The 22,878-nt window shown below is 35.1% G+C and carries 20 protein-coding genes; 19 read left to right on the top strand and 1 reads right to left on the bottom strand.

Translation table 11 applies throughout. From position 1 onward, the window contains the following. The first annotated feature begins 68 nt into the window (after nt 1–68). Nucleotides 69–1,205 (top strand): LysM peptidoglycan-binding domain-containing protein, encoded by a 1,137-nt coding sequence (locus ACSYSF_RS02370; RefSeq protein ID WP_489868126.1) that lies wholly within the window; start codon nt 69–71, stop codon nt 1,203–1,205. A 69-nt stretch (nt 1,206–1,274) separates the two neighbouring features. Here the strand turns inward: ACSYSF_RS02370 and ACSYSF_RS02375 are convergent, their stop codons facing one another. Next, nucleotides 1,275–2,513, bottom strand: coding sequence for an aminopeptidase (locus tag ACSYSF_RS02375; RefSeq protein ID WP_489868127.1), 1,239 nt, complete (start codon nt 2,511–2,513; stop codon nt 1,275–1,277). Between the two features lie 165 nt (nt 2,514–2,678). Between ACSYSF_RS02375 and ACSYSF_RS02380 the strand changes: the two genes are divergently transcribed. The 18 genes from ACSYSF_RS02380 to ACSYSF_RS02465 all read left to right on the top strand — a co-directional run bounded on the left by ACSYSF_RS02380 (nt 2,679) and on the right by ACSYSF_RS02465 (nt 22,855). After that, entirely contained in the window at nt 2,679–3,353 is a 675-nt protein-coding gene (locus ACSYSF_RS02380) for a hypothetical protein (protein WP_489868128.1), read from the top strand. A 45-nt stretch (nt 3,354–3,398) separates the two neighbouring features. Then, nucleotides 3,399–3,929: a peptide-methionine (S)-S-oxide reductase MsrA gene (msrA, locus tag ACSYSF_RS02385; RefSeq protein ID WP_489868129.1), complete on the top strand. Its 531-nt coding sequence runs from the start codon at nt 3,399–3,401 to the stop codon at nt 3,927–3,929. A 1-nt stretch (nt 3,930) separates the two neighbouring features. Next, nucleotides 3,931–4,374: a peptide-methionine (R)-S-oxide reductase MsrB gene (msrB, locus tag ACSYSF_RS02390; RefSeq protein WP_489868130.1), complete on the top strand. Its 444-nt coding sequence runs from the start codon at nt 3,931–3,933 to the stop codon at nt 4,372–4,374. Between the two features lie 178 nt (nt 4,375–4,552). Next, nucleotides 4,553–6,010 (top strand): helix-turn-helix domain-containing protein, encoded by a 1,458-nt coding sequence (locus ACSYSF_RS02395; RefSeq protein ID WP_489868131.1) that lies wholly within the window; start codon nt 4,553–4,555, stop codon nt 6,008–6,010. A gap of 16 nt (nt 6,011–6,026) precedes the next feature. Beyond that, on the top strand, nt 6,027–6,356 hold the full coding sequence (locus tag ACSYSF_RS02400; RefSeq protein ID WP_489868132.1) for a heavy metal-binding domain-containing protein: 330 nt from the start codon (nt 6,027–6,029) through the stop codon (nt 6,354–6,356). 237 nt (nt 6,357–6,593) lie between these two features. Beyond that, nucleotides 6,594–7,427 (top strand): LicD family protein, encoded by an 834-nt coding sequence (locus ACSYSF_RS02405; protein WP_489868133.1) that lies wholly within the window; start codon nt 6,594–6,596, stop codon nt 7,425–7,427. Then, nucleotides 7,420–8,289, top strand: a complete 870-nt coding sequence (locus ACSYSF_RS02410) for a hypothetical protein (RefSeq protein WP_489868134.1) — start codon at nt 7,420–7,422, stop codon at nt 8,287–8,289. Before ACSYSF_RS02405 ends, ACSYSF_RS02410 begins: the two co-directional genes overlap by 8 nt. 14 nt (nt 8,290–8,303) lie before the next feature. After that, nucleotides 8,304–9,587 carry an ATP-binding cassette domain-containing protein gene (locus ACSYSF_RS02415; protein WP_489868135.1) on the top strand — a complete coding sequence of 428 codons (1,284 nt, stop codon included), beginning with the start codon at nt 8,304–8,306 and terminating at the stop codon, nt 9,585–9,587. A 5-nt stretch (nt 9,588–9,592) separates the two neighbouring features. Continuing rightward, nucleotides 9,593–10,417, top strand: a complete 825-nt coding sequence (locus tag ACSYSF_RS02420; RefSeq protein ID WP_489868136.1) for an ABC transporter permease — start codon at nt 9,593–9,595, stop codon at nt 10,415–10,417. Nucleotides 10,418–10,428: 11 nt separating this feature from the next. Further along, nucleotides 10,429–10,815, top strand: coding sequence for a hypothetical protein (locus ACSYSF_RS02425; protein WP_489868137.1), 387 nt, complete (start codon nt 10,429–10,431; stop codon nt 10,813–10,815). 58 nt (nt 10,816–10,873) lie between these two features. Beyond that, nucleotides 10,874–11,614: a hypothetical protein gene (locus ACSYSF_RS02430; RefSeq protein ID WP_489868138.1), complete on the top strand. Its 741-nt coding sequence runs from the start codon at nt 10,874–10,876 to the stop codon at nt 11,612–11,614. A gap of 18 nt (nt 11,615–11,632) precedes the next feature. Next, the gene (locus ACSYSF_RS02435) at nt 11,633–15,613 is read left to right on the top strand and encodes a CDP-glycerol glycerophosphotransferase family protein (RefSeq protein WP_489868139.1); all 3,981 of its coding nucleotides are present in this window, start codon (nt 11,633–11,635) and stop codon (nt 15,611–15,613) included. A 26-nt stretch (nt 15,614–15,639) separates the two neighbouring features. Continuing rightward, nucleotides 15,640–16,086 carry a glycerol-3-phosphate cytidylyltransferase gene (gene tagD, locus ACSYSF_RS02440; RefSeq protein ID WP_489868140.1) on the top strand — a complete coding sequence of 149 codons (447 nt, stop codon included), beginning with the start codon at nt 15,640–15,642 and terminating at the stop codon, nt 16,084–16,086. Between the two features lie 33 nt (nt 16,087–16,119). After that, the gene (locus ACSYSF_RS02445; protein ID WP_489868141.1) at nt 16,120–17,328 is read left to right on the top strand and encodes an SGNH/GDSL hydrolase family protein; all 1,209 of its coding nucleotides are present in this window, start codon (nt 16,120–16,122) and stop codon (nt 17,326–17,328) included. Nucleotides 17,329–17,359: 31 nt separating this feature from the next. Next, on the top strand, nt 17,360–17,797 hold the full coding sequence (locus ACSYSF_RS02450) for a hypothetical protein (protein WP_489868142.1): 438 nt from the start codon (nt 17,360–17,362) through the stop codon (nt 17,795–17,797). Nucleotides 17,798–17,818: 21 nt separating this feature from the next. Further along, the gene (locus ACSYSF_RS02455) at nt 17,819–19,309 is read left to right on the top strand and encodes a glycosyltransferase (RefSeq protein WP_489868143.1); all 1,491 of its coding nucleotides are present in this window, start codon (nt 17,819–17,821) and stop codon (nt 19,307–19,309) included. Beyond that, nucleotides 19,296–19,790 (top strand): hypothetical protein, encoded by a 495-nt coding sequence (locus ACSYSF_RS02460; protein WP_489868144.1) that lies wholly within the window; start codon nt 19,296–19,298, stop codon nt 19,788–19,790. Before ACSYSF_RS02455 ends, ACSYSF_RS02460 begins: the two co-directional genes overlap by 14 nt. After that, nucleotides 19,790–22,855 (top strand): CDP-glycerol glycerophosphotransferase family protein, encoded by a 3,066-nt coding sequence (locus ACSYSF_RS02465; RefSeq protein ID WP_489868145.1) that lies wholly within the window; start codon nt 19,790–19,792, stop codon nt 22,853–22,855. Before ACSYSF_RS02460 ends, ACSYSF_RS02465 begins: the two co-directional genes overlap by 1 nt. The last annotated feature ends 23 nt before the right edge of the window (nt 22,856–22,878 follow it).

Raw genomic sequence — 22,878 nt, forward strand, 5'->3', positions numbered from 1 at the left:
GTTGAAAAAAATAAAGAAAATTAAAAACACATAAACGTGTTAAAAGTATCAAAGGGGAAACTTTATCAATGGAAACTAAGTCACACAAGAAAATGTATAAGGCAGGAAAGCAATGGGTTGCAGTTGCAGTAGCAACTACGGCAGCAGGTGTTGCTTTTGTAAGTAATAATGAGTCTGCTTCTGCAGATGTATGGCAAGCAAACTCTGTTGATCAAGTTGCATCACAGGTTTCAAATAATGGTGGTGTTAATAATTACCAAATCCAATCAGGTGATACGGTTTGGGCATTGGCCATGGCTACTAATGATACCGTTGATAATTTTGCAGCCGTAAATGGTATTGCTAATCCAGATTTGATTGTTTCTGGACAACACTTTAATGGTACAAACGCAGCTGCTGTACCAGCTGCTCAAGTAGCACCAGCTCAATCACAACAAGCACCAGCTCAACCACAACAGGCTCAACCAACGCAAACAGCATATTCAGCTGCACCATCTGCTGATGAAATTGCTGCCTCAGAAGCTGCCGCATCACAAGCTGCTGCTAACGAAGCTGTCGCTGCCTCACAAGCCGCTGCCAGTGAAGCTGCTGCATCATCTGCTGCCGCAAGTGAAGCATACGCTGCTAGTGTTGCTGAATCACAAGCACAAGCTGCATCAATGGCCGCTGCTGAATCAGACGCAACTGCTGCCAGTGAAGCTGCTGCTAAGGCTGCTCAATCAGAAGCCATTGCTGCAACGGCAAAGGCTAACGCTGCTGCACAATCAGCGCAATCAGCTTCAGCTGCTAATAACACCGCATCAGCTAATGCACAAGCTGCTGCTTCACAACAACAACAAACGCAATCATCACAAGCCACAGCTGCTACTGCTGGTAACACTGATAACTCAACGTTTGATGCTTTGAAGTCTAAGCGTAGTGGTATGACAACTGAATGGTCATCAGATTTGGCCGCACAAGCACAAGCACGTGCTCAACAAATTGCTAACGCTGGTGGTTCAATTCCAAACGAACACTGGAGTAACCCAAATGAAGTTATTTCAATTGGCTTCGGTTCAGGTTCACCAGTTGTTGATGCTTGGTATAATGAAACAAACATGGCAACTGCATCAGGTACTGGTCACCGTGACTGGGAGATGCGTGCCGGCTCAACACACTTTGGTTTTGCCCAAGTTGGTGACGTTATCGTCGGTGTTTCACGTTAATCATTAAAGTATAAAAAACAGGTTAAATTCTTAAATGAGTTTAACCTGTTTTTATGTTGTTATGCAATTTTAAGCCCAGTTACCATCTCTAAACACTGGCACAATTTGACCGTCTTGGGTTACACCATCGATATTCATATCAGCTGAACCAATCATAAAGTCGACGTGCACAAGTGAGTCGTTTTGGCCTTTGCTTTGGCGTTCAGCCAGTGACATTTGCGTACCGTTTTTAACATTAGAAGGGTAAGCGGCCCCTAATGCCAAATGATCAGATGCATTTTCATCTATTAAAGTAGTGTAGAAAACAATATTTGAGTTTGAAATTGGTGAATCATGTGGTACAAGTGATACTTCACCAAGTGATGATGCGCCTTTGTCAGTGTTAAGCAATTGTTCAAGAACATCTTGACCATTGGTTGCCTCAGCAACAACGACATGGCCGTCTTTAAAGGTTAGTTTGATATCAGTAATCAAAACGCCCGCATATGAAAGGGGTTTTGTTGATTGAACAATCCCGTCAATATGACGATAATCAGGTGACGTGAATACTTCTTCGGTTGGCATATTAGGCACAAAGCGATTACCAGCTTTATTGAATGATTCCGCTGCTTCCCAAACGTGATCTTCAGCTAAGCCAATCGTTAGGTTCGTTTTAGCTGATTTATATCGTAATTCTTTAAAGTTTTGGTTGTCTAACCAAGCAGCTTTTTCGTTAAGCGTTTCAATATGATGTTCCCAATCGGCGATAACATCATTATCTAAGCTGATGCGATTGATATTAAAGATTTCTTGCCATAACTTATCTTGGGCATCATCAGCAGACAAGTCAGGGAAGACTTTTTGCGCCCATTCCTTACCAGCAGCTGACACGACTAGCCAGGCAACGTCATTATTCATAGTTGCTTCACGAACGGCCCGATTAGCACGTTGGTACGCTTGTTCATATAATGAAACACGATCACTAGGAACATCACTTAAACCATCAGGATCAGCTGAAACAATTGAAATACGTGAGGTATGGTTAGCCATCAATGATTCGGCGCGAACCGAAAACCATGCGGGAAGATTTGATAAGGTTGCTTGGTCAGCGTGTTTTAAAAATTCACGTTGTAACACCGTGTCTTTCCATTCGACAAGTACTTGGTTAGCACCTAATGCATAGGCAGCATCCATAATACGATGAACTAATTCGGCTTGGTCAATTTCGGCATAAATAATAATGTCTTGGCCATGTTTAACATTAATTCCAACTTGCGCAATTAACTTAGCGTACTTGTTCAATAATTGGTCAAAATTTTTAATTGTCATTGTTTTTTCTCCAATTTTTAAGATAGCTATCATTTTACAGTAAATAGGAAAATGAATAAACCGTTACAATTAGTTTAAGTCATGATTAAGGATATTGACTATTTGAATTGTTGCTTAAATATAAAAATGGTATAATACGACAATTACCTAACGAAGGAGCGTGTTATGAGTCGTAAAAAGATAATCATTTCTGTCATTGGCTTGGTAATAGTAATTGTTGCTGGATATGCAGCGATGATTTGGATTAGTGATGATCAAACCTATAATAGAGAATTGAATAAAGCCCGTGATGCAGTAGCTGTACAAGATTGGGAAACAGCTAGGGACCATTATAAGGCGTCACGGAAAGTTCACGTGTCAGTTGAAAACCGTACGGCTAATGAACAATTAAAGTATTTGGAACGGGCAGATGATGCCGTTAAAAAGCAAAATTGGTCATCCGCGGATAGTTTGTATCAACGTGCCATTGATACTGATGGTGGTGTACCATTGTTGAAGAAAGCTGCTAAAAGTAATCAACGAATTGTAACAGCCAAGCAAGATACTGATAAGTACAAAGCATCAGCATCGTCATTGCAAAAGTCAGTTGATAAGAAAGATAAAGATATTAAGGCTTTAAAGAAGCAAGTTAGTGACAACACAGCTTCTACGAAGGCTATGCAAGATTCAGCTGATAAAGCAGTGGCTGATGCCAATGCAGCGGCTGACAAAGCCAATGCCACGGCTGATTCAGCAAATAAGCAAGCGGCAGCTGCCAAGAGTAGCAGTGAAAAAGCATCGTCAGAAGATGAACATAAAGACGATGAACACAAGGATGACCAAAAGGACGATGATAAGTAATTTAAGCCAACCGTGGTATCCTATAGTAAAAAGGGGGCGTATAAAATGACAATGCAAACAGCAATTTTTGCAGGTGGTTGTTTCTGGTGTATGGTTGAACCATTCGAAACACTACCGGGGATTGAAAAGGTTCGTTCAGGTTATACTGGCGGTACTGTTGCTAACCCAAGTTATGAACAAGTGGCTTCTCATAGTACAGGTCATACCGAAGCAGTTAAGATTTGGTTTGATGATGAGGTTGTGTCATATAAATCATTAGTTGATTTATATTGGCAGCTAGCTGATCCAACTGACGCAATGGGTCAATTTGCGGACCGTGGTGATACGTATCGACCAGTTATCTTTGTCAAAGATGACGAACAACGTCAAATTGCCGAATCGTCAAAGTCAGCTTTGGATGCTTCAGGTCGTTTTGACAAACCAATTGTGACAAGTATTGAAGATGCAAAACCATTTTATGATGCTGAAGAAGAGCATCAACAGTTTTATAAGAAAAATCCATTACGTGAAATGATGATGATGATGCCACGTAAGAAGTATCAAAAGCAGTATTGGTCAGATAAGGAGGCACATTAAGATGACAAAACCAACTGAAGCAGAGTTACGTGCTAAATTAACGCCAGAAGAATATGCAGTAACCCAAGAAGCGGCCACTGAAGCACCATTTAATAATAAATATGATGCTTGGTTTGACGAAGGCATTTATGTCGATTTAGTCAGTGGTGAGCCTTTGTTTAGCTCATTAGACAAGTATGATGCTGGCTGTGGTTGGCCAGCGTTTACTAAGCCGATTGAAAAGAAGGCTGTGAAGCGTCATTTAGATACATCACATGGTATGTATCGAACTGAAGTTACGTCACAAGATGCTGATTCACATTTAGGTCATGTTTTTACTGATGGACCAACTGATAAAGGTGGTTTGCGGTATTGCATTAATTCAGCAGCCATGAAGTTTGTGCCGGTAGCCGAGTTAAAAAAGCAAGGCTACGATGAATATGCTGAATTATTTAAAACAGAATAATCATTTATTTAAACAGTTACGTTGCTAACTGTGAAACCCACTTTTATGGTTTTAGCTGTAAAGGTGGGTTTTGTCGGATTAGCATTATTTTTTAATCAATGTAAAAAAATTAGCGAATGTACTGACAACGTTATAGGTATCATAGTGCTATGACTAATAAAAAGTAGAGAGCAGACACATGAACTGGTTACTTTCCAAAAAAGATGAAGAACGACTAATTCTACACCGTTATTTAATGACTCATCACAGTCAGACCTTTTTAATTAAGGATCTGATGACGTCACTGAATTGGTCACGTTATCGTATTTTACAAGCGATTCAGCAATTAAATATCGACTATCAATTGATGACAAAGTCTAAACAGACATTTATTACAGTATCTGATGCTAATCGAACGGTTGCATTAACCAATATTCAAATGATTAGCACCGCATCGTTGAAGGGTTTTTATTTACGGCAATCTTTGAAATTCGAATTATTACTAGATGTCTTTTTAGAAGATATTCATTCTAATGAAGCAATTGCCTTTCGCCACTCTTCAAGTACAACAGTTGTCCGGATGACCAAAGAAGCCATGCGAGTAGAATTAAAAAAGCAAGCAATTGACATTTCAGATCATTATCAATTAATTGGGGATGAACAGCAAATTCGGACGATGATGATTGAATTGATTTATCTAGCTTATGCGGATCAAGAGCTGCCGTTTTTGAAAACAACTAATCGCGCTATTGAGCAGGTACAAAAAAATTTGGTACCTTTATTAACACAACGATTAACAACCCAACGTATTTTAGCCGTTGTGTTTGGTGTCTGGTATACGCGCATACAAAATGGGCATATCTTGGAAGAAAGTGATGATCAATTGCTACAGTCAACTGAAAAATTACAAGCCGATGTGCAGACGTTATATAATCAGTTAATGCCCTATATAGAATCATATTTCAGTGAAAATCAGCGTGGTTTAGATGTAGAATTACGTTATGGTTTGGTTGTGTGCTATGTATTAGGTATTCGACAAACTGAAAATTATCGTGATAATCTAACAGTGAAGCAACGAGCTAAAATTGATATGTTATTTGATGATATTGCGGTGTCATATCAAGCGTTTTTCAACCAAGATATGAGCACTAAGCAACGTCAGACAATGATGATGTTATTAATGCCGTTGCTGATTCGGCTAACTTATTTTGAACCGCAAGATAGTCATGTGCCGGTTGATATGGATTTTCAAATTGATAATTATCCAATCCATGCCGACTTTACGCGTATGGTGATTCAGAATCTCGCAGAGGATTACCAATATGATGAAACGCGACTACTGGAAATGATGTTTAACCCATTGTTAAATACTTTAATTGAAACAATGCCAGTTACCGAAGTGTTGCCATCAATTACAATTACAATTGATTTGATTGGTATGCCAGCATTGGAAAATTATTTAACGCAAATGGTACAACAATGGCATTCATTAAATATTATCGTGACTAATGAGTTTACCAATGAGACCGACATTTATCTATCGAATGTTATTTTGAGTCAAGATGTGCCTGGCTTTGCATGGTATGCTATACCAGAGTGGTCAGAAAGATTAGCTTTACGCCAATTAATCGTTGATTTAACTTTGCAACGTTTTTAAAGAACAGGGGGATATTATGTCAGAGAGAGTTTTAATTACCACAACCGAAAACATTGCCGGTTATCATGTTGTTGAGACTTATGGTGAAGTTTTTGGGTTAACAACACGTTCACGTAACGTGATTTCATCATTTGGACAATCTGTTAAAACACTGGTCGGTGGTGAAATTAAAGGTTATACCAAGTTACAAGATACAGCTCGTGATGAAGCGATTGATCGCTTAAAGACAGCGGCAGCTAAACATGGTGCTAATGCTGTCATCATGATGCGTTTTGATTCGTCATCAGGTACCATTGGTGACTCTGTAGCAGCATACGGAACAGCTGTTAAAATTGCTAAAAACTAAGAATAGATTGATAAGAGATTGAAACTACAATAGTTTCAATCTTTTTTTGTATACTAAAAGTGTTTGAATAGCGCCACAATCAATATTATTCGCAAGTTGCTTATCGTCCTAATTTGATATAAAATTGAAATGTTAGTAATCGTTTTTTGTCAAATTAGTATGATACATTGAGAAAAACGGAATGAAAGTTAAGATATTGTTCTTAATATAAATTTGAGTAGAGGTTGGGGTAATTAAATGGCGCAACAATTAAAATATTTAACTGTACCAGAAGTACAGCAAATTATGTTAGCCATTTTGAAGGACGTTGTGAAATATTTTGAAGCACATAATTATCATTATGTGTTGACTGGTGGTAGTGCCCTGGGCGCTGTCCGTCATCAGGGTTTTATTCCATGGGATGATGATGCCGATGTGGCTTTGCCACGGGATGAATATGAACGATTTATTCGTGAATATCAACCTTATAATTCACAATATGAATTGTTAACACCATTAAATACTGAGAATTGGTTATACGCCTATGCACGTATTGGTGATACCAAAACACAGGCTGACGGCAAGTGGGCGACTGTCAATAATGGGGTGTATGTTGATATATTTCCAATTGATGCTATACCACAATCGGAGACAGGGCAAAAATGGGCGTATTATCATATGAAGTATCTTGATGTGATGCGTAATTCAACACGTCGTTTAGCGATTTCAAAGAAGGAACCTGCTTGGTGGTTAAAGCCAGTGTTGATAAAGTTTGCAAAACGTCATCAAACAAATTGGTGGGTCAACAAAATGGATCGTTTGGCTAGAAAGACCAACCAACATCAACAAAGAAAATCAAATATTTATAGTTTGTATATCGTGCAAGGATTGAATAAAACGAAAGAGAATTTTCCGTTAACAATTTACCAAGAACGTGTTCGAGCTAAATTTGAAGATTTGGATGTATACATACCCGCAAATCATCAACGTTATTTAACGCAGATGTATGGCAATTGGCATGCTTTACCACCGAAAAATAAGCGTAAAACACATGCCCGTTTTTATTATAAAGGAGTAGACGTACATGATTAGTTTATACATACTACTCATTGCAATTGTGGCCGCCATTTTTGGTTTAGTTGTCACGATATTTTCACATGTTAAAAAGGTCGATCGTTCAAAGCGCATGGGTCATTTTTTCTTGTTCTTTGGTATTCTGGTTGCTTTAATAGCTGGCTTCTCAATGAATCAAGAGCGAAAAGCACATGATGCCGCTGTTACACATCGCAAGCAACTTCGTTCACAACAAATGTATGATGCGGGATTGATTCATTTGAGTAGTAAGAAAGCTCAGATTAAAGATGGTCAAGCAAAAATTACAGTACATGTTTCAAAAAATACAGCTGTTAAAATTACGAGTAATCATAAGCAATTACAGCCTTTAACTTATAAGCCAAATAAGACAAAAAAGGATATTGAAATTACTTTCGTGATGCCTGGTAAGTATACCGTTACGGCCACTCGAGGTGAAAATAAAGTGGTTAAACACATGCAGGTTATGAAGGACACGCATAAGCATACGAAGGCTTCTTCAAGTAGCCAATCCGAGTCATCTAGTGAGGAAGTTGTTGAACCAGCAAGTAGTGAAAAACCAATTGTTGAAGAGCCTTCATCAGAAGCTCCTCAAGAATCAGTGAGTGAAGAACAACCAACTTCCGAAGTAGTTGATGAGGCGCCAGCTGCAGATACCGGCGTTGCTTCGGCACCAGCTGAACAACCGGCAACACCGCCTGCTGCTCCTTCATATCAACCGGTTTGGACACCAACGCCAGCAACTAGTGGTGCAGATGCCGGTGTTGGTCAGAGTAGCGATGCTGGTGAGACCGGCAGTGCAAGTGAAACAGTTGAAGAGTCAGCACCAACCGATGCTGAAGCGCAAGGCGAAGCACAATAAGATAGGTTAGAAAAATGGCTGGAGAAAAAGTAACCGTTGCAGCAAATCATGTTACGAAACGATTTGATTTAGCTGAACGACAATCAGATAAAGTAAAAGCTGTCTTTAAGTTCTGGGGTAAAGGTATTCCAAATTTTTGGGCAGTCAAAGGTGTTTCTTTTGAAGCGCACGCTGGGGAGACAATTGGGGTCATTGGTACCAATGGATCAGGTAAATCAACCTTATTGGAAATAGTTGCCGGGTTAACCCAACCGACTAGTGGTCATATGACGATTAATGGGTCAACGTCAATTATTGCAATTGGTGCTGGTATGCGACCTCAGTTAACAGGACGTGCTAATATCCGTTTGAAATCCTTGATGCAGGGGATGACTGAAGAAAAAATTGATGCCAAAATGGACGATATCATTGAATTTTCCGAATTAGGCGATTTTATTGATCAACCCGTTAAGTCATATTCATCTGGTATGAAATCAAAGTTAGGTTTTGCAATTTCTGTTTATTCAGACGCGGATATTGTGATTATTGACGAAGCCTTGTCAGTTGGTGATCCAACTTTTACGCAAAAATCAATGGAGCGTACGAAACGCTTTAAAGAAGAGGGTAAAACAATTTTCTTCGTATCACATTCAGCTAAACAAATGCGTCAAATGGCTGATCGCGTTATTTGGATGCACTACGGTGATATCCGGATGGATGGACCAATTGATGAAGTTATGCCTGAATATGAAAACTTCTTAAAACGGTTTAATCGTTTTTCAGAAAATGAACGTTTGGCTTATCAGCAACGATATAAAAATGCGCAAAAGGGTTTTACTCTGGAGCACTTGGAACAGTTGGAGCATAATCGTGAAATGTTACGTGATCCAGCGAATGCGTTGCAGCGTCAACGAGACAATAAGCCCTCATTTACTGAAGGTGATGAGAAGATGGGGTGGTTTACTCGCATCTTTTTGGTATTAATGTGTGTGGTAACAATTGGTTTAATAAATAAACAGTTATTGAATATGTCTTGGGAAAATGTTAAAGAAAATCCGACACATTTAATTACTAATTTTGCACCTTCGAAGTTAGCTTACTTAGATAAAAAACATGGACGTAACGGTGAAGAAAAAGACAAAAAACCGCAAAAAGTTTATACAGCTACGCAGAATACGTATACGGTTAAAGATGGTGAAACATTAGCAAGTATTGCATCGAATGCTAATATTTCAGTTGAAGCAATTGTGCAAGCAAATCATTTAACCAGCGAAAATGTTACACCTGGTCAAAAGTTAATTTTGCCAGTTGAGAGGTAGTTACTGTGAAAGATATTTTGAAAATTATAAGAGAGCTTTGGCATAGTTGGCCAGTTGTAAAACGAATTGCTCGTTATAATAATGATCAAACTTACAAGCAAAATTATTTAGGTGATTTTTGGCATTTTGCTGATCCAGCTTTGCAAATTGGAATCATGATATTAATGTTTGCTATACGTAATGGTGAATCTAAAGGTAATCCACATGCGACTGGTTTGTCTGGTTATATTGCTTGGATTGCTTTGGGAATGGTTACATATTTCTTTATGCAAGCAGCAATGCGTAAATCGGCAAAAAGTATTCAATCACAGATTAGTATGCTAGCGCGCATGAAGTTTTCACTGGCCGCTATTCCGCTAACAGAAATAGTGACTGAATTACGACGTTACTTTGTGATGCTGGGTATTGCCTTTTTTGCTATTTTGTTTATGAATGTAAAGCCATCGTTGTATTGGTTGCAGTTTTTTTACTATTTTATAGCAATGTTGGTATTTTTATATGCTTTATCGTTGGTAACATCGACGATTACAGTATTGATACCTGATTTTTATAATGCGTATACAGCTGTTTTGCGTGTTGGTATGTGGATATCGGGTGTTATTATTCCGGTCGATAGTCCAAGTTTTCCACTCATATTGTCAAACATTTTGAAACTAAACCCAATGTACTATATTATTCAAGGTTTTCGCCAAACCTTACTAGAAAATCCAGTTTGGTTTTGGCAGAATATAACGGCAAATCTAATTTTTTGGGGTATCGTAATTATTTTGTTAGTGTTTGGAGCTCATATTCATATGCGTTTCCGTAACCGCTTTATGGACTTTATATAAGGATAGAAAAAATGAAAAAGAAATTAGGGATTATTCAAGTATTAGCAATTTTGATTGTTGGTATTATGTTGGGAGCATTTGCTGAACGTGGTCATGTATTTGGCTATGCTGATAATACGTCAATTATTCCAAGTGGTAAATATAAAACGACTAACCCGAATTGGAAGAAAATTGAAATTAAAGATTTTAGATTTCAAGATAAAAAAGGACATGATTTTGTGATTATTGATAATCGTTTTACAAATAGAAAGAATGGACGATTGGTATTGGCAAGTAAGCATGGTGGTAATCGTTCTTGGTCGTATTACGTTTCAAAGACTAAAGAAGGCTGGCAACTTAATCCGGTTATTAACGGAAAGTCTAATGATAAATACAAATTTATCGTTTATGCCAATTAGCTTTAAATTTCCAGGGAAGGCCTTGGATACATATAAAAAATTAAACGAGGGATAGCACATGGGCAAGCAGGTGAAAATAATTATTGATAAATTGGATACACATGAAGTTGCAGCAATAAAGAAATATGTAACTAATCTTAGTCAATTAGTTAATGATAATTTGCAGGTAACGATTCTAGATCCACGCTACAAAGGTGATTATAATGCACTTATCCATGAGTATGATCAGGTATCTAATGAACTGCCTGATGTTCAAATTAATAGTTTTTACTTATCTCAATATTTAAAGAGTGATATGCGCGACAATGTCAATAAATTTACTAAAGATTATATTGGGAATCAGAAAATGACTGTTGAAAAGAAACCAGATGGTCAACGTTTATTTATGCAAAACGGTGAAATTCGCATTGCCATTATTACCAATAAAGCTGGTAGAGTCATGGCAGTTGATTTTGCAAAACCAGGTCAAAAACGACCACATCAACGTGTTTCAGTAAATAGTTCAGGCAATATCCAAGTTGTTCGTCATTTTGATGATGAGACTCATTTGCCAACAGTGGATGAGTATGTTGATACAGAATTGAATAACCAAATGACAGTTCGTTTTGATGAACGTGGCTTACGGTCTGAATATCAATTAACGACCTTAGAGACCCCAGTGGTTTATAGTGAGATTGATTTATATGAACAATGGTTTGATAAAATAATCCAACCTGAGGACTACGTCATTAATTTTAACCGTCATTATGATGTGCTTTTTGAAAACAAGCATGATGTGAATAAAGTATTTCTAATGTAAGATTTGGTGGTCGATAGCATGGATTTAAAGAAAAAAGGCAAACGCTTAGCACACATAACTGAAGTTGCTATGACGTATAAGTATTCTGATTTAAAAAAGACACGTGAATATTATATTCGCCATTATGATCAGTCAAAGATTGATGACAGAGTCGTGCTTTATGAAGTGCGTGATGGACAATCAATGACCGATTCACCATTGGCGATTTTTCGTTATTTAGCAACCCATCAGGATTATCGTAATTTACAACATGTGTGGGTTGTCACTGACGATAGTCAAGATAATCTTGCGCGGATTGTAGCCAACATTCCAGCAGCTTTGCAAGAACAGATTACATGGGTGAAACGTAATACAACTGAGTATGCGAAGTGGTTGTTAAAAGCAAAATACTTAATTACAAATTCAACCTTTCAATCTTTTTGGCATAAAAAACCAGCACAAGTTTATATTAATACCTGGCATGGGACGCCTTTGAAATATATGGGCTATGATATTCCAGGCTCAAAAACATCTTTGAAAAATGTGCAGCGTAATTTATTAATGGCCGATTATATTTTGTCACCGAATGCGCACACATCCTATGTTTTCTTGGATCGTTATAAGTTAAATGGCTTATATCAAGGTGAAGTTTTAGAAGGTGGCTATCCACGCATTGATTTAACTTACGCAAATGATCAAGCACAAACATTAGCTTATTTGAAGCAACAACACGTGACGATTGATGAGTGTAAACCAATTGTGATGTACACACCAACATGGAAGGGAACTTCAATTTCTAATCCATCAGGTAGTATTAATCAGATTTATGAAGAAATTAAAGTCTTGCAACGACTAAACCCGGATAAGAATATTTTGGTAAAGGTTCATCCATATGCCTATCAATTAGCTAGTCGTCATCAAAAATTAAAGCAATACTTAGTACCAGATGAAATGGATGCCAATCTTATTTTGGGGATTACCGACATTTTAATTACTGATTATTCAAGTATTTTCTTTGACTTTATGGTTACGGATAAACCAATTATTTTTTATGCTTGGGATCATGAACTTTACAGTCATTATCGAGGTATGTACTTTGATGATGATGAGTTACCAGGACCAATTTTGGATGATATTGAAGCAGTTGGTAAAAGTTTGCAAGATATTGCCAAGGTACAGAATGAGTACCAGTCAAAATATCAGGCATTAAAACAAAAAGTTGTGCCATATGATGATGGGTATGTCACGGCTCGCATTGTAGCCACGATATTTAATCAGGAAAAAGTGGCAAATGTTAGACGTCGTCAAGCAACTAATTTAGATAAAACGAAGATTTTAATTTATCCGGGTGGTATGGGCAATAATGGTATTACGACTAGTGCGATTAACCTAAGTCGTAATCTTGATTACGATAAGTACGATGTGACATATTTACTTTGGGATAATAATCAAGATGAGATTGTTAATAATGTTACCCAATTAGATGATCGGGTGCGTTTGATTTATCGTTTTGGTGTGACTGCCTTAACCCGTCCTGAGCACAGACAAGATCGTTATGTCAGTGCTTATGGGATTAATGGATGGTCGGATAGTCATATTCCAAAGCAAGGATATCGACGTGAAACTGATCGTTTATTCAATAGTATACAATTCGATACGTTAATTGATTTTTCCGGTTACTCATATAACGGTTCTAAGTTATTTGCAGTGATGGCTCGTAATCAATTGGTCGTTTACCAACACAATGATTTATATGCTGATTCACAGAAAGTGATTAACGGTAAACAAGTCCATGCCCAAAAACTTGGGGCATTATTCACGTTATATCCGGTCTTTGATAAAATCGTATCGGTTTCTGAAACGTTGAAGCAAATTAATCAAAAGAAATTAGCCAAATATGTTCGCCCAGAACAAATGGTAGCTGTTCCAAATTCATTACCATTACTTAATAAACATCAAAATGATGATGAAGAACAGGACGTGCTAATTGAAGACTATCAAGCCCCAGCAACAGCTAATAAAAGTGATGTTAAGATGTACCACACATTGGTTGCTATTGATGACCAAGGCTTTACAACTATTGCATTGAACGAGACTGATAACATTCGTGTTATTGGTCGGGCACAACTTACAGGGCATTATTTTTATAAATTGGCTATTAATGACTTACCACGTGGTTGGGTAAGTGCGCAAGATATTGACGTTCAAGAAACTAATGAGTTGTTAGATGAACAAAAGCAACCACAAATTGGTTGGGTTTATAACAATAAGCGTCGTTTGTTTAAAACGCCATATCTAAAGGGTAACAATACAACCGATGTAATTGGTCAGGCAAAATGGTTGAATCATACGTTTGTACATATTGTTGCCCAAGCCGATACGGCAGATGGCCGTTACTATCAAGTTAAGTTACCACAACGTGATCAATTAGCTTGGTTAAAAGCTTCAAGTATTTTGCCAATGCAAGCAAATGAGCACATGGCTTTGTATCAGTGGGGTTGGAATCAGTTATCACATAAGGTACCTGAACAAAATTACGATACGGGTATTCAAAAATTATTTACGATTGAAAAACCAGTCACATTAACGAATCAACCATTAGGCTTGAGTAAGCGTGGCCTTAAGCAACGTACATTAAGTGATACGCACAAGTTTTATGTGGCAACTGCATTAGCTCAAACAGATATGGGAACTTATTACCGTGTTAAGGTAGGCAAAAAGCAATGGTGGGTTAATGTCAAGTTGGTGACATTTCAGCAAGTTAGGGTGCCATTAACAAACGAACGGTCAGTATTATTAGAAGAGTATGTTTCACAGCCATTAATTTTAAGTGATGATGCCCAAGATGCCATTCGTCAAAAATTTGGCGTTGTGCCTGATGATTTGAAAATTATTAATGGTTATGCAGATGCAAAGTTTGTTAAACAAGAACAAGTTTATGAGTTAGCGACAGAGTCATTAGGTGAACAGATTACATTGGCAGTTGATTTAGTTTGGGTATTAGATACAAGTCATGCTAACTATTATTATGAAGTGACTGAACCATTTGATACACATTATGCAATTGCATTGGCGGAGAAACCAAATCAAGACATTACCATTATTAGTGACATTATTGAACTAGCAAGAGTTTGGCAGTGGCAGCGTAACAGTTATATGATTTTTGCTGTTACAGGTGATCAGTATGTTTGGTTACCTCAGCAAGTCTTTGAGCAACCACAGGTGAAACAAACGACATTTGATGAAACAGTACTAGTTGAAGAACAATCTGCAGTTGAATTACAAGCAGACACGTTACCAGTTGATGAGGTGCAACCGGTTGTTAACTTAGACCATCCATGGATTACACGTAAAATTGATGCGCAAGCGGATAATTTGCATTTTACAAGTCTACAAAGACAGAATGGTAAAGTATTTCTAATAACTGATATTAATGAAAAGTATGCGCTTGAGGATATTAATAATTTAGTATCAAATCAATTAATTTATGCTGATGGTCACAATTGGGCTACTTTTAATCATTTTGTGTTTGTGGCTGTTGGAAGATTGTCACCAGAAAAAAATCAAACAATGTTATTAGATGCATTTGCGGAAGTTTATCATAGTCATCCAGAATCAGAGTTAATTATTGTTGGAAATGGTGTTATTCGCAATGATTTGGAAAAACAAGCAGTTCAATTAGGTATTCGTGATGTTGTATTGTTTACTGGTCAAGTGGATAATCCAGCTGACTATCTAGCAGTAGCGGATGTCTTTGTCCATCCATCATTGTATGAAGGACAACCAATGGTGTTGTTGGAGGCCATGATGCAAAATCGACTAATTGTAGCTACTAATATTGCTGCCAATGTCGGTGTGTTAGGTAATCAAGAATATGGGTTGTTGACACAAGATGTCACCACAGCGAATTTTGTCAAAAAAATGCTATTTACGATGGAACAACAGGCAGGTGTTGCCAAATTTGATGTTAAAAAGTATCAAAAACAGGCACAACAAGCATTCTATGATTTAATTAAATAGAGAAGGGGAAAAAGGAGATAAGAATTATGAAACGAGTTATTACTTATGGGACATTTGACATGTTGCACTATGGACACATCAACTTATTGCGTCGGGCAAAGCAGATGGGTGATTATTTAATTGTTGTTCTATCATCAGATGAATTTAACTGGGATTCAAAGCAAAAGAAGACGTACTTTTCATATGAAAAGCGTAAGCAATTATTAGAGGCAATTCGCTATGTTGATTTGGTTATTCCTGAAAACAGCTGGGATCAAAAAGTTTCAGATATGAAAGAATACCATATTGATACGATGGTTATGGGGGATGACTGGGCTGGTAAGTTCGACTTTATTGAAGACGAAACAGATGCAAATGTTGTTTATTTACCACGTACACCTGAAATTTCAACTTCACAAATTAAGAACGATTTAAATAAGAAAAAGTTGGCAACTAGTGTTGATACGTCAAAAATTGATGTATCAGGAAAGTAATTGTTTTATTGGAAAGATGGAGCCATTAACAGTATGACAATTAAAGATAAAGTAAAAAATGCTTTAAATCATTTTCGACGTTATGGTGTGACGTATAATGATTGGACGGGGCAAGATATCATTGTTTTTGGTGATAGTATTGTGGCTGGCCAAGAGTTGGTTAAGGAAGAAACGCCTTATCGTGATGCAGTTTATGCCAAATTGGCTTCTTATTACTTGCATGCTCGTAAATTAGAAAACTTTGCTGAAACAGGCACCGGTCAATTTAAAGGACAACATAATTTGGATAAATTAACCGGTTGGACGCATAGCTTTGAAGGTAGTATTAAACATTATGCTAAAGAAATAAGGCGCGCTCATGTAGGATTAATTGCATTTGGTAATAATGATTGGAAGCAACCTAACCCTGATGGCTCATTGCATACGTTGGCTGAAGTAAAAGACAAATTACGTGACAACATTCGTAATATTCGCCAATATAATCATAAAATAAAATTAATTGGTGTTATTGAAACGTTAGCATTTCGCAAGCACCAACCAGCTTGGCAACTAGTCGGACCAAACGGTTTCACTTATGCTGATATGGTAAGTGCCTATATTGAAGTTTATCAAGAACAGCGAGTGGCTATCTTTGATATTCGCGATTACCATTTAGGTAATCATATTGATGAATATGTTGATGATCGTGACCATTTTACGTTACCCATTCATAAACAAGTTGCTAAAAGTTTGGCTGATTTTGTGCGCCATGACTATCAATCCCCAGCACAGCGCTTTGGAGAGACTGAGAAGTATGTTTTTCCTGGTGATTTATTTGAAGATTCTGAAATGCGTGATCAATTATTTAAAAAAATTAAAGAGCGTACACAACAAGGCAAACGTGCTGAAATTTTGTGGTTTAAATTACAAAATAACGAAATAAAGAATATTAACAAGTGGCTGGTTATTAACCAATTACCAATAGATACTAAAGTTACTAATATGTATCAATATTACGCAGCACCATTACGTTATGATAATAGTCAAGATAAATTAGTATTTAAAGATGGTCAATTATTTAATGAACATCATGTATCATTTATGAAATTCGAAAATGAAATGATTTCACATTCATTTGATGGCGAGACTTGGTCTAGTTTTATTTCAAAAGAAGTATTTGATGAATTGTGGCTAAAACATTATGTTTCATTAAAAGACAACTTGTTGATATTTAAAAATAATCAGTATGAATTAAAAAAATAATGTTGAACTTGCTTTAAAACTGGAGGAAAATATGAAATTTTTAAACGCCCAAAATGAAGAGGTGAATTTAGTGCAATCTGATGTGATGCCTGGATATGAAGTTACCTTAAATAAAGACGTTTTGTTAGAATCGCCAATTAATAATTCTTTTTTCAAGGGATTAAAAGGTGTAAATATTTTACAGTTACCTAAAAAAATGAAAGGATTTAGAGATAATCCTGATATTGAACATTTGTTAGAACCAACATTAGTTAATATAGATCTTAAAATTGAAGTAGAAAAGAATCAAGTAATTATTTTTCAGCCTAACATGGAAGTTTTACGATCAAACAAGCTTCATGCTGAAACACAACTATTTGGCAGTATGGCAAGTATTGTTCCTTCAATTTTTAATTATGGATTGCATAATGTTAAGTTAGAAAAAGATACGGTTATTGGTAACATAATCGTATTAAATAGTATTCTTTAATAAGAATAGGGGGTTGAATAGTTGAATAAAGCAATTGGGAAAACATTCTTTATAACGAGCACTTTACCCAAAATACATGGTGGACGAACAAAATCATTATTACAACGGGCACGTTTGTTAAATAGGGCAGGTGTTGATATTACGCTTGTTTCTACTAATTACAATCCTGAATATCAATCTGTGTATGATTTTTTTAGAGAAACAGATAAAGTTTTAGATAATACTAGCTTTCTAAATATATATGATTATTATAAAGATTTAAAGACAGTAGAAGGGAATGAACGTAGCTGGCAGCATACTTTAAATGAAATGGTGGGTGATATCAGTGATTACGTTGTAGTTAAAAGGTCTTCTAAAAATGGTCGGATTTATTATTATCAAAATGGCATACCACGATTTGTTATTAAAAAATTTGATGATGGAGAGTTGGAATTTTTTGCCATATATAGAGATTGGAACTTTGAGCCTTATAAATATTTTTATGTTAACAAATCGGGATTTGTGCATAGAATAGATACTTATAACGAACTTGGTAAGTTAATTAAGCAAGACTACTTAACTAATGATGGTAATAGATATTTAGCAAAAAATGTTGATAATAATAGAATTCATTTATATTTAGAAGGTGATGAACTAGAGTTCAATAACGAAAAAAAATTTATGGCTTACTTTTTTAACCAAATTTTTTCACAAGACGATATTGTAGTAAATGATGCTCGTTTATTGGATAAGCCATTACTTGAAAGTCATGTAGGCAAAAGAATTTTCCAATTACACAACTCGCACTTATCTAATCCTGTCGACACAAATTCTGGTATAAAAAATTCATTTAAAACTATCTTAAATAATAATTTTCCGAAGGATGATGTGATTATTACTTTGACAGATAAACAAAAAATGGATATTATTTCCGAATTACCTGCTTTACGGGATAATATTGTTGTGATTCCTCATTCTACTAAACCTGTCAAATTAACACCTTTAAAGAATAACAATCATTTTGGTGCCATTTGTCGTCTACATCCGCAAAAAAATTTGCAAGATACAATTCAAGCATTTTATTTATTTAATAAGGATAAACCTGGATACTATTTAGATATTTTTGGGGATGGTGAGAGCCGTCATGAATTAGAGTCAATGGTAAAAAAACTAAAGTTGGTTGATAAGGTAATTTTTCATGGTAATGTGCAGAACGTGAACCAAGCCTATCAATCTATTTTTGCTTTATTAATTACGTCTAAATATGAAGGATTTGCTCTTAATGCTATGGAAGCATTAGCTAATGGAACGCCAGTGATTACATATGAAGTTAATTATGGGCCAACGGATATTATAGACAATACAAGTGGTTGGGTAGTAGCTGATCGTACACCAGAAGCACTAAAAAATAAAATGTTAACGGCTGTTAATAATCCAAAAGATAGATTAATAGTTCAAAAAAGAGTTAATATTTTTTCAGAAGAAAATTTTACGTCAAAATGGCTAGGAGTTATAGCAAATGGTCAAGATTAGTGAATTAAAAGAATTAGAAAATCATTTTAAGCAAACTTTAACTGTACCAAATGAGGGTTACGATAGATTTTTAGATATGTTGTATCCTGAATGGCGTAATTACAAGGTTCAAACTATAAAAGATAATGAATGTTATTTTGATGATAATCAATTGAAATTTAGCTTACGTATTCGTGATAATTCAAATTATTATGCACATATAGATATATATTTGAATGCTAATATCAGACCTTATCGAAGAATTTTTTTAACTAAAAATCGGGTATTTAAGTATCGTTATTATGAATATAATTCTTGGCAACGAAATTATGATGTCATGGTTGGAAATGACTTTATTGTAAAATATACGATTGAATATTTTGATGGAAAGCAACGTTTTATTGATAATTATTACCAACCTGGCAAGCTTTTTTATAGCGAAAGTGATTTTTTGAATTATATGTCTGACGAAATAATAACGGAAAGGAACGTTATTAATTAATGATAGTAAATGAATTTGTTTATACAACCAACGGTGGACTGAGTTTTTTTGATAATTCAGGTTTAAATATTACTAATGATATTACATTTGTCTTTGAAAATGGCAATAACCTAGATTCTATGGGGAAGGGATACATAGATGTTCCTGAGAGACTTTGGGGAAAACATAACATTTATCTGTTAGATCTTGAAAATAAGGTTGTAGAATTTAGTGAGCGTTTACAAGGGACGTATTTTACTCATGAAACTTCTGGAAGTTTGTCCTATGTTTTATTGCATAATAATTATTTGTGGATGGGGATTTATCCTAATAATGGTTATGTTTACCAATCTGATATATTTAATGCTGACTTAGCTTTTCATGGTAATCAGTTAAGTATGACGTTTAATTTTAAAACAGAATTACCATACTTTTTCAAAATTGAAGTTGAGAATAAACAAAAGCTAATTAATTTTAAAAAAGTTGAAAATAATCAATATATGCTTGATTTAAATGGCGTTGATTTAGAACGTATTAATAAAATTTATTTAGTAGATTATAGGTTTCAACATCAACAAATGAACTGTTTGTATGATAATGATGGCTCGAATAAATTGATTTCAAATAAAACTTCTCAAATTCATTTTAAGAATACTGGCGAATTATTAAACCCAGAAAACCTAAATTTGATTGGTCAATTAGGTCAACAGCATTTTTCAATAGATAAAAATTTTGCAATTACAAATTCGTTATTGAAAGATTATAGAAAGCAAGAAGATCAATTATTAAATGTATTTACTGTTGAGAACGGGCATATTGTTAAGTTAGATTATACAGTTGATGAGAATTTATTATCTAATAAGCAAGTGTATTTGTTTAAAGAAGATATTATTAATTTAGGGTTTAGAAAAAATCTTGGAGATATTAAAAAAGATATTCGAACAGCTATACCAATGGATGTGAATGTTGAGAACGTATCAACAAATGGTTTTAATGTTATTTTTGATAAGAATGTTTTGACCCTTCAATTGATAGTTTCTACAAATAATAATTCTGGTCCATTTAAAGAAATCGAAGCAAGTTTTAATAATAATATTGTAACTATCTCCTATAGTAATTTGTTTAATCAATTTGAGGATTTAGGGACTCAAAATCACACTAAACAAATGAACATTTTTGCTAATGTCAGTTTTGTTGGTGAACAAAAGTCGCAACTTTATAGGGTAAAAGTCGGTGAAGCCTTTGGTTTGGATAATAAATATCTATTTAATCAACGTATTCCATTGGATGGCGGTATTGGGAAATATCAGCAATTTTTGCAGGTGTTTCAAAAAGAGAATCGTGACCTAATTATACTTAAAAGTGCGTTACATAATCTAGTTAAAAAATCATATCAATGGTCAGCAGATATAAAAAACATCGTACGTCAAAATCAAATGTATAAATTAGAGATTAAGATGAATGGTGTTCTTCCCGGTGAATATACAGTTAAGGCTATGAGATTAATTCATAGAAATGTGTTAAACCCACGAGAAAATGATTATTCTGTTGAAATTCAAGAAGTGACTGATGAAACAGTGTCGTTCACAACTTATATTGATTTAACACATGAATATGCGCCTTATTATTGGGATACTTTTATTGTTTTAGGCAATAATAACATAGCATTACCAATTCAAATAGATAAATTATCTGAGGGGATTAAAAAATTAGTTGATTTTGATGTGTTTGAAAAAGAAATAAGATCAGAGCAAAACACTATTCTATACCCTTATGTTACAGCTGGTGGTTCATTAGCATTTACATATCGTGCGGTTGAATCATACGAAAACGAAACTAATTTTAAACGTGAAATTAAAGCTAATGATTTATATAATCGCTTTAAAAAGCATTTGGATAATAAAAATATTTGGATAGTTTTTGAAAAAAATAGTTTCGGAGCTCATGATAATGCTTTTCACTTTTTTAAGTATATGTATGAGAATGAGAAGCACCCAAATACGTATTATGTTATTAGAAAAGATTCACCAGAATACCATAATTTAGATGGTATGCATGATCGCGTTTTAGATTATATGAGTTTTAAATATTTCGTGTACATGTTTGCCGCACGAGTATTTATCTCTTCTGATACGAAGTTTCACGCGTATAATTTACAGCGCCGTGATTCATTATTAGCAAAATCAATGATGACAAAGAAAAACGTCTTTTTGCAGCACGGTATGAATGGTATTAAAAAGGTACCAGTATTTCACAAAAAGAGGGGTTTGTTAGACTTAATTATAGCTCCTAGTAATTTTGAGAGAGAAAAAATTAATATACCTAAATGGGGATACAGCGAAGATGAAGTTGTAGCGACTGGATATGCAAGATGGGATTCATATTTTGATAAAACAGCCGAATTACCATATCATCAAATATTTATGATGCCAACTTGGCGTAAATCAATGGAAGGTATGACTAAGCAGCAATTTATTAATACTAGCTTTTATAAGGAGTATCAAGCATTCTTGAAGTCACCTAAATTGAAGGAAACTTTGATAAAAAATAATACACGTCTTGCATTCTTTTTACATCCTTATTTTAAAGATTATGTTGATTTATTCGATATTGATGAAAGTTTTACTGATAAATATGGATACTTAGATGTTGATATGGGTGAAGAAATTATGAAAAGTTCAATAATGATTTCTGATTATTCTAGTGTTGTTTGGGACATGTTTTATTTAGAAAAGCCAGTGATTTTTTATCAATTTGATCAGGCAGATTATTTGAAAAGCGAAGGTTCTTATCTAAATTATGATAAGGATTTATTTGGAGATGTTGTATTTAATTCTCAGCAAGCGGTTGATACATTAATTAAATATGTTGAAAATGGTTTTACAGAAGAACCACGTTATGCTAAATTACGTAATAAATATATGAATTTTCATGATCATAATAATTCTGAAAGAATTTATAGGGCAATTTTGAAAAAGAAAAATCTATTACATATTGAGAATCATTGGACATTAGGGCGAAGAATATCACGTAAATTGTGGAAAATAAAAAAGAAAATAAGACATTATAATTCCAATAGTAATTAGTTTTAGGAGGAGTACAGGGTAGC

The sequence above is a fragment of the Weissella sp. ESL1139 genome (genome assembly GCF_058506735.1).

Excerpts from the sequence above, each read along its gene's own strand:
- ACSYSF_RS02370 (WP_489868126.1), top strand. The coding sequence starts at position 69 with ATGGAAACTAAGTCACACAAGAAAATGTATAAGGCAGGAAAGCAATGG.
- ACSYSF_RS02375 (WP_489868127.1), bottom strand. The coding sequence starts at position 2,513 with ATGACAATTAAAAATTTTGACCAATTATTGAACAAGTACGCTAAGTTA.
- ACSYSF_RS02380 (WP_489868128.1), top strand. The coding sequence starts at position 2,679 with ATGAGTCGTAAAAAGATAATCATTTCTGTCATTGGCTTGGTAATAGTA.
- msrA (WP_489868129.1), top strand. The coding sequence starts at position 3,399 with ATGACAATGCAAACAGCAATTTTTGCAGGTGGTTGTTTCTGGTGTATG.
- msrB (WP_489868130.1), top strand. The coding sequence starts at position 3,931 with ATGACAAAACCAACTGAAGCAGAGTTACGTGCTAAATTAACGCCAGAA.
- ACSYSF_RS02395 (WP_489868131.1), top strand. The coding sequence starts at position 4,553 with ATGAACTGGTTACTTTCCAAAAAAGATGAAGAACGACTAATTCTACAC.
- ACSYSF_RS02400 (WP_489868132.1), top strand. The coding sequence starts at position 6,027 with ATGTCAGAGAGAGTTTTAATTACCACAACCGAAAACATTGCCGGTTAT.
- ACSYSF_RS02405 (WP_489868133.1), top strand. The coding sequence starts at position 6,594 with ATGGCGCAACAATTAAAATATTTAACTGTACCAGAAGTACAGCAAATT.
- ACSYSF_RS02410 (WP_489868134.1), top strand. The coding sequence starts at position 7,420 with ATGATTAGTTTATACATACTACTCATTGCAATTGTGGCCGCCATTTTT.
- ACSYSF_RS02415 (WP_489868135.1), top strand. The coding sequence starts at position 8,304 with ATGGCTGGAGAAAAAGTAACCGTTGCAGCAAATCATGTTACGAAACGA.
- ACSYSF_RS02425 (WP_489868137.1), top strand. The coding sequence starts at position 10,429 with ATGAAAAAGAAATTAGGGATTATTCAAGTATTAGCAATTTTGATTGTT.
- ACSYSF_RS02430 (WP_489868138.1), top strand. The coding sequence starts at position 10,874 with ATGGGCAAGCAGGTGAAAATAATTATTGATAAATTGGATACACATGAA.
- ACSYSF_RS02435 (WP_489868139.1), top strand. The coding sequence starts at position 11,633 with ATGGATTTAAAGAAAAAAGGCAAACGCTTAGCACACATAACTGAAGTT.
- tagD (WP_489868140.1), top strand. The coding sequence starts at position 15,640 with ATGAAACGAGTTATTACTTATGGGACATTTGACATGTTGCACTATGGA.
- ACSYSF_RS02445 (WP_489868141.1), top strand. The coding sequence starts at position 16,120 with ATGACAATTAAAGATAAAGTAAAAAATGCTTTAAATCATTTTCGACGT.
- ACSYSF_RS02450 (WP_489868142.1), top strand. The coding sequence starts at position 17,360 with ATGAAATTTTTAAACGCCCAAAATGAAGAGGTGAATTTAGTGCAATCT.
- ACSYSF_RS02460 (WP_489868144.1), top strand. The coding sequence starts at position 19,296 with ATGGTCAAGATTAGTGAATTAAAAGAATTAGAAAATCATTTTAAGCAA.
- ACSYSF_RS02465 (WP_489868145.1), top strand. The coding sequence starts at position 19,790 with ATGATAGTAAATGAATTTGTTTATACAACCAACGGTGGACTGAGTTTT.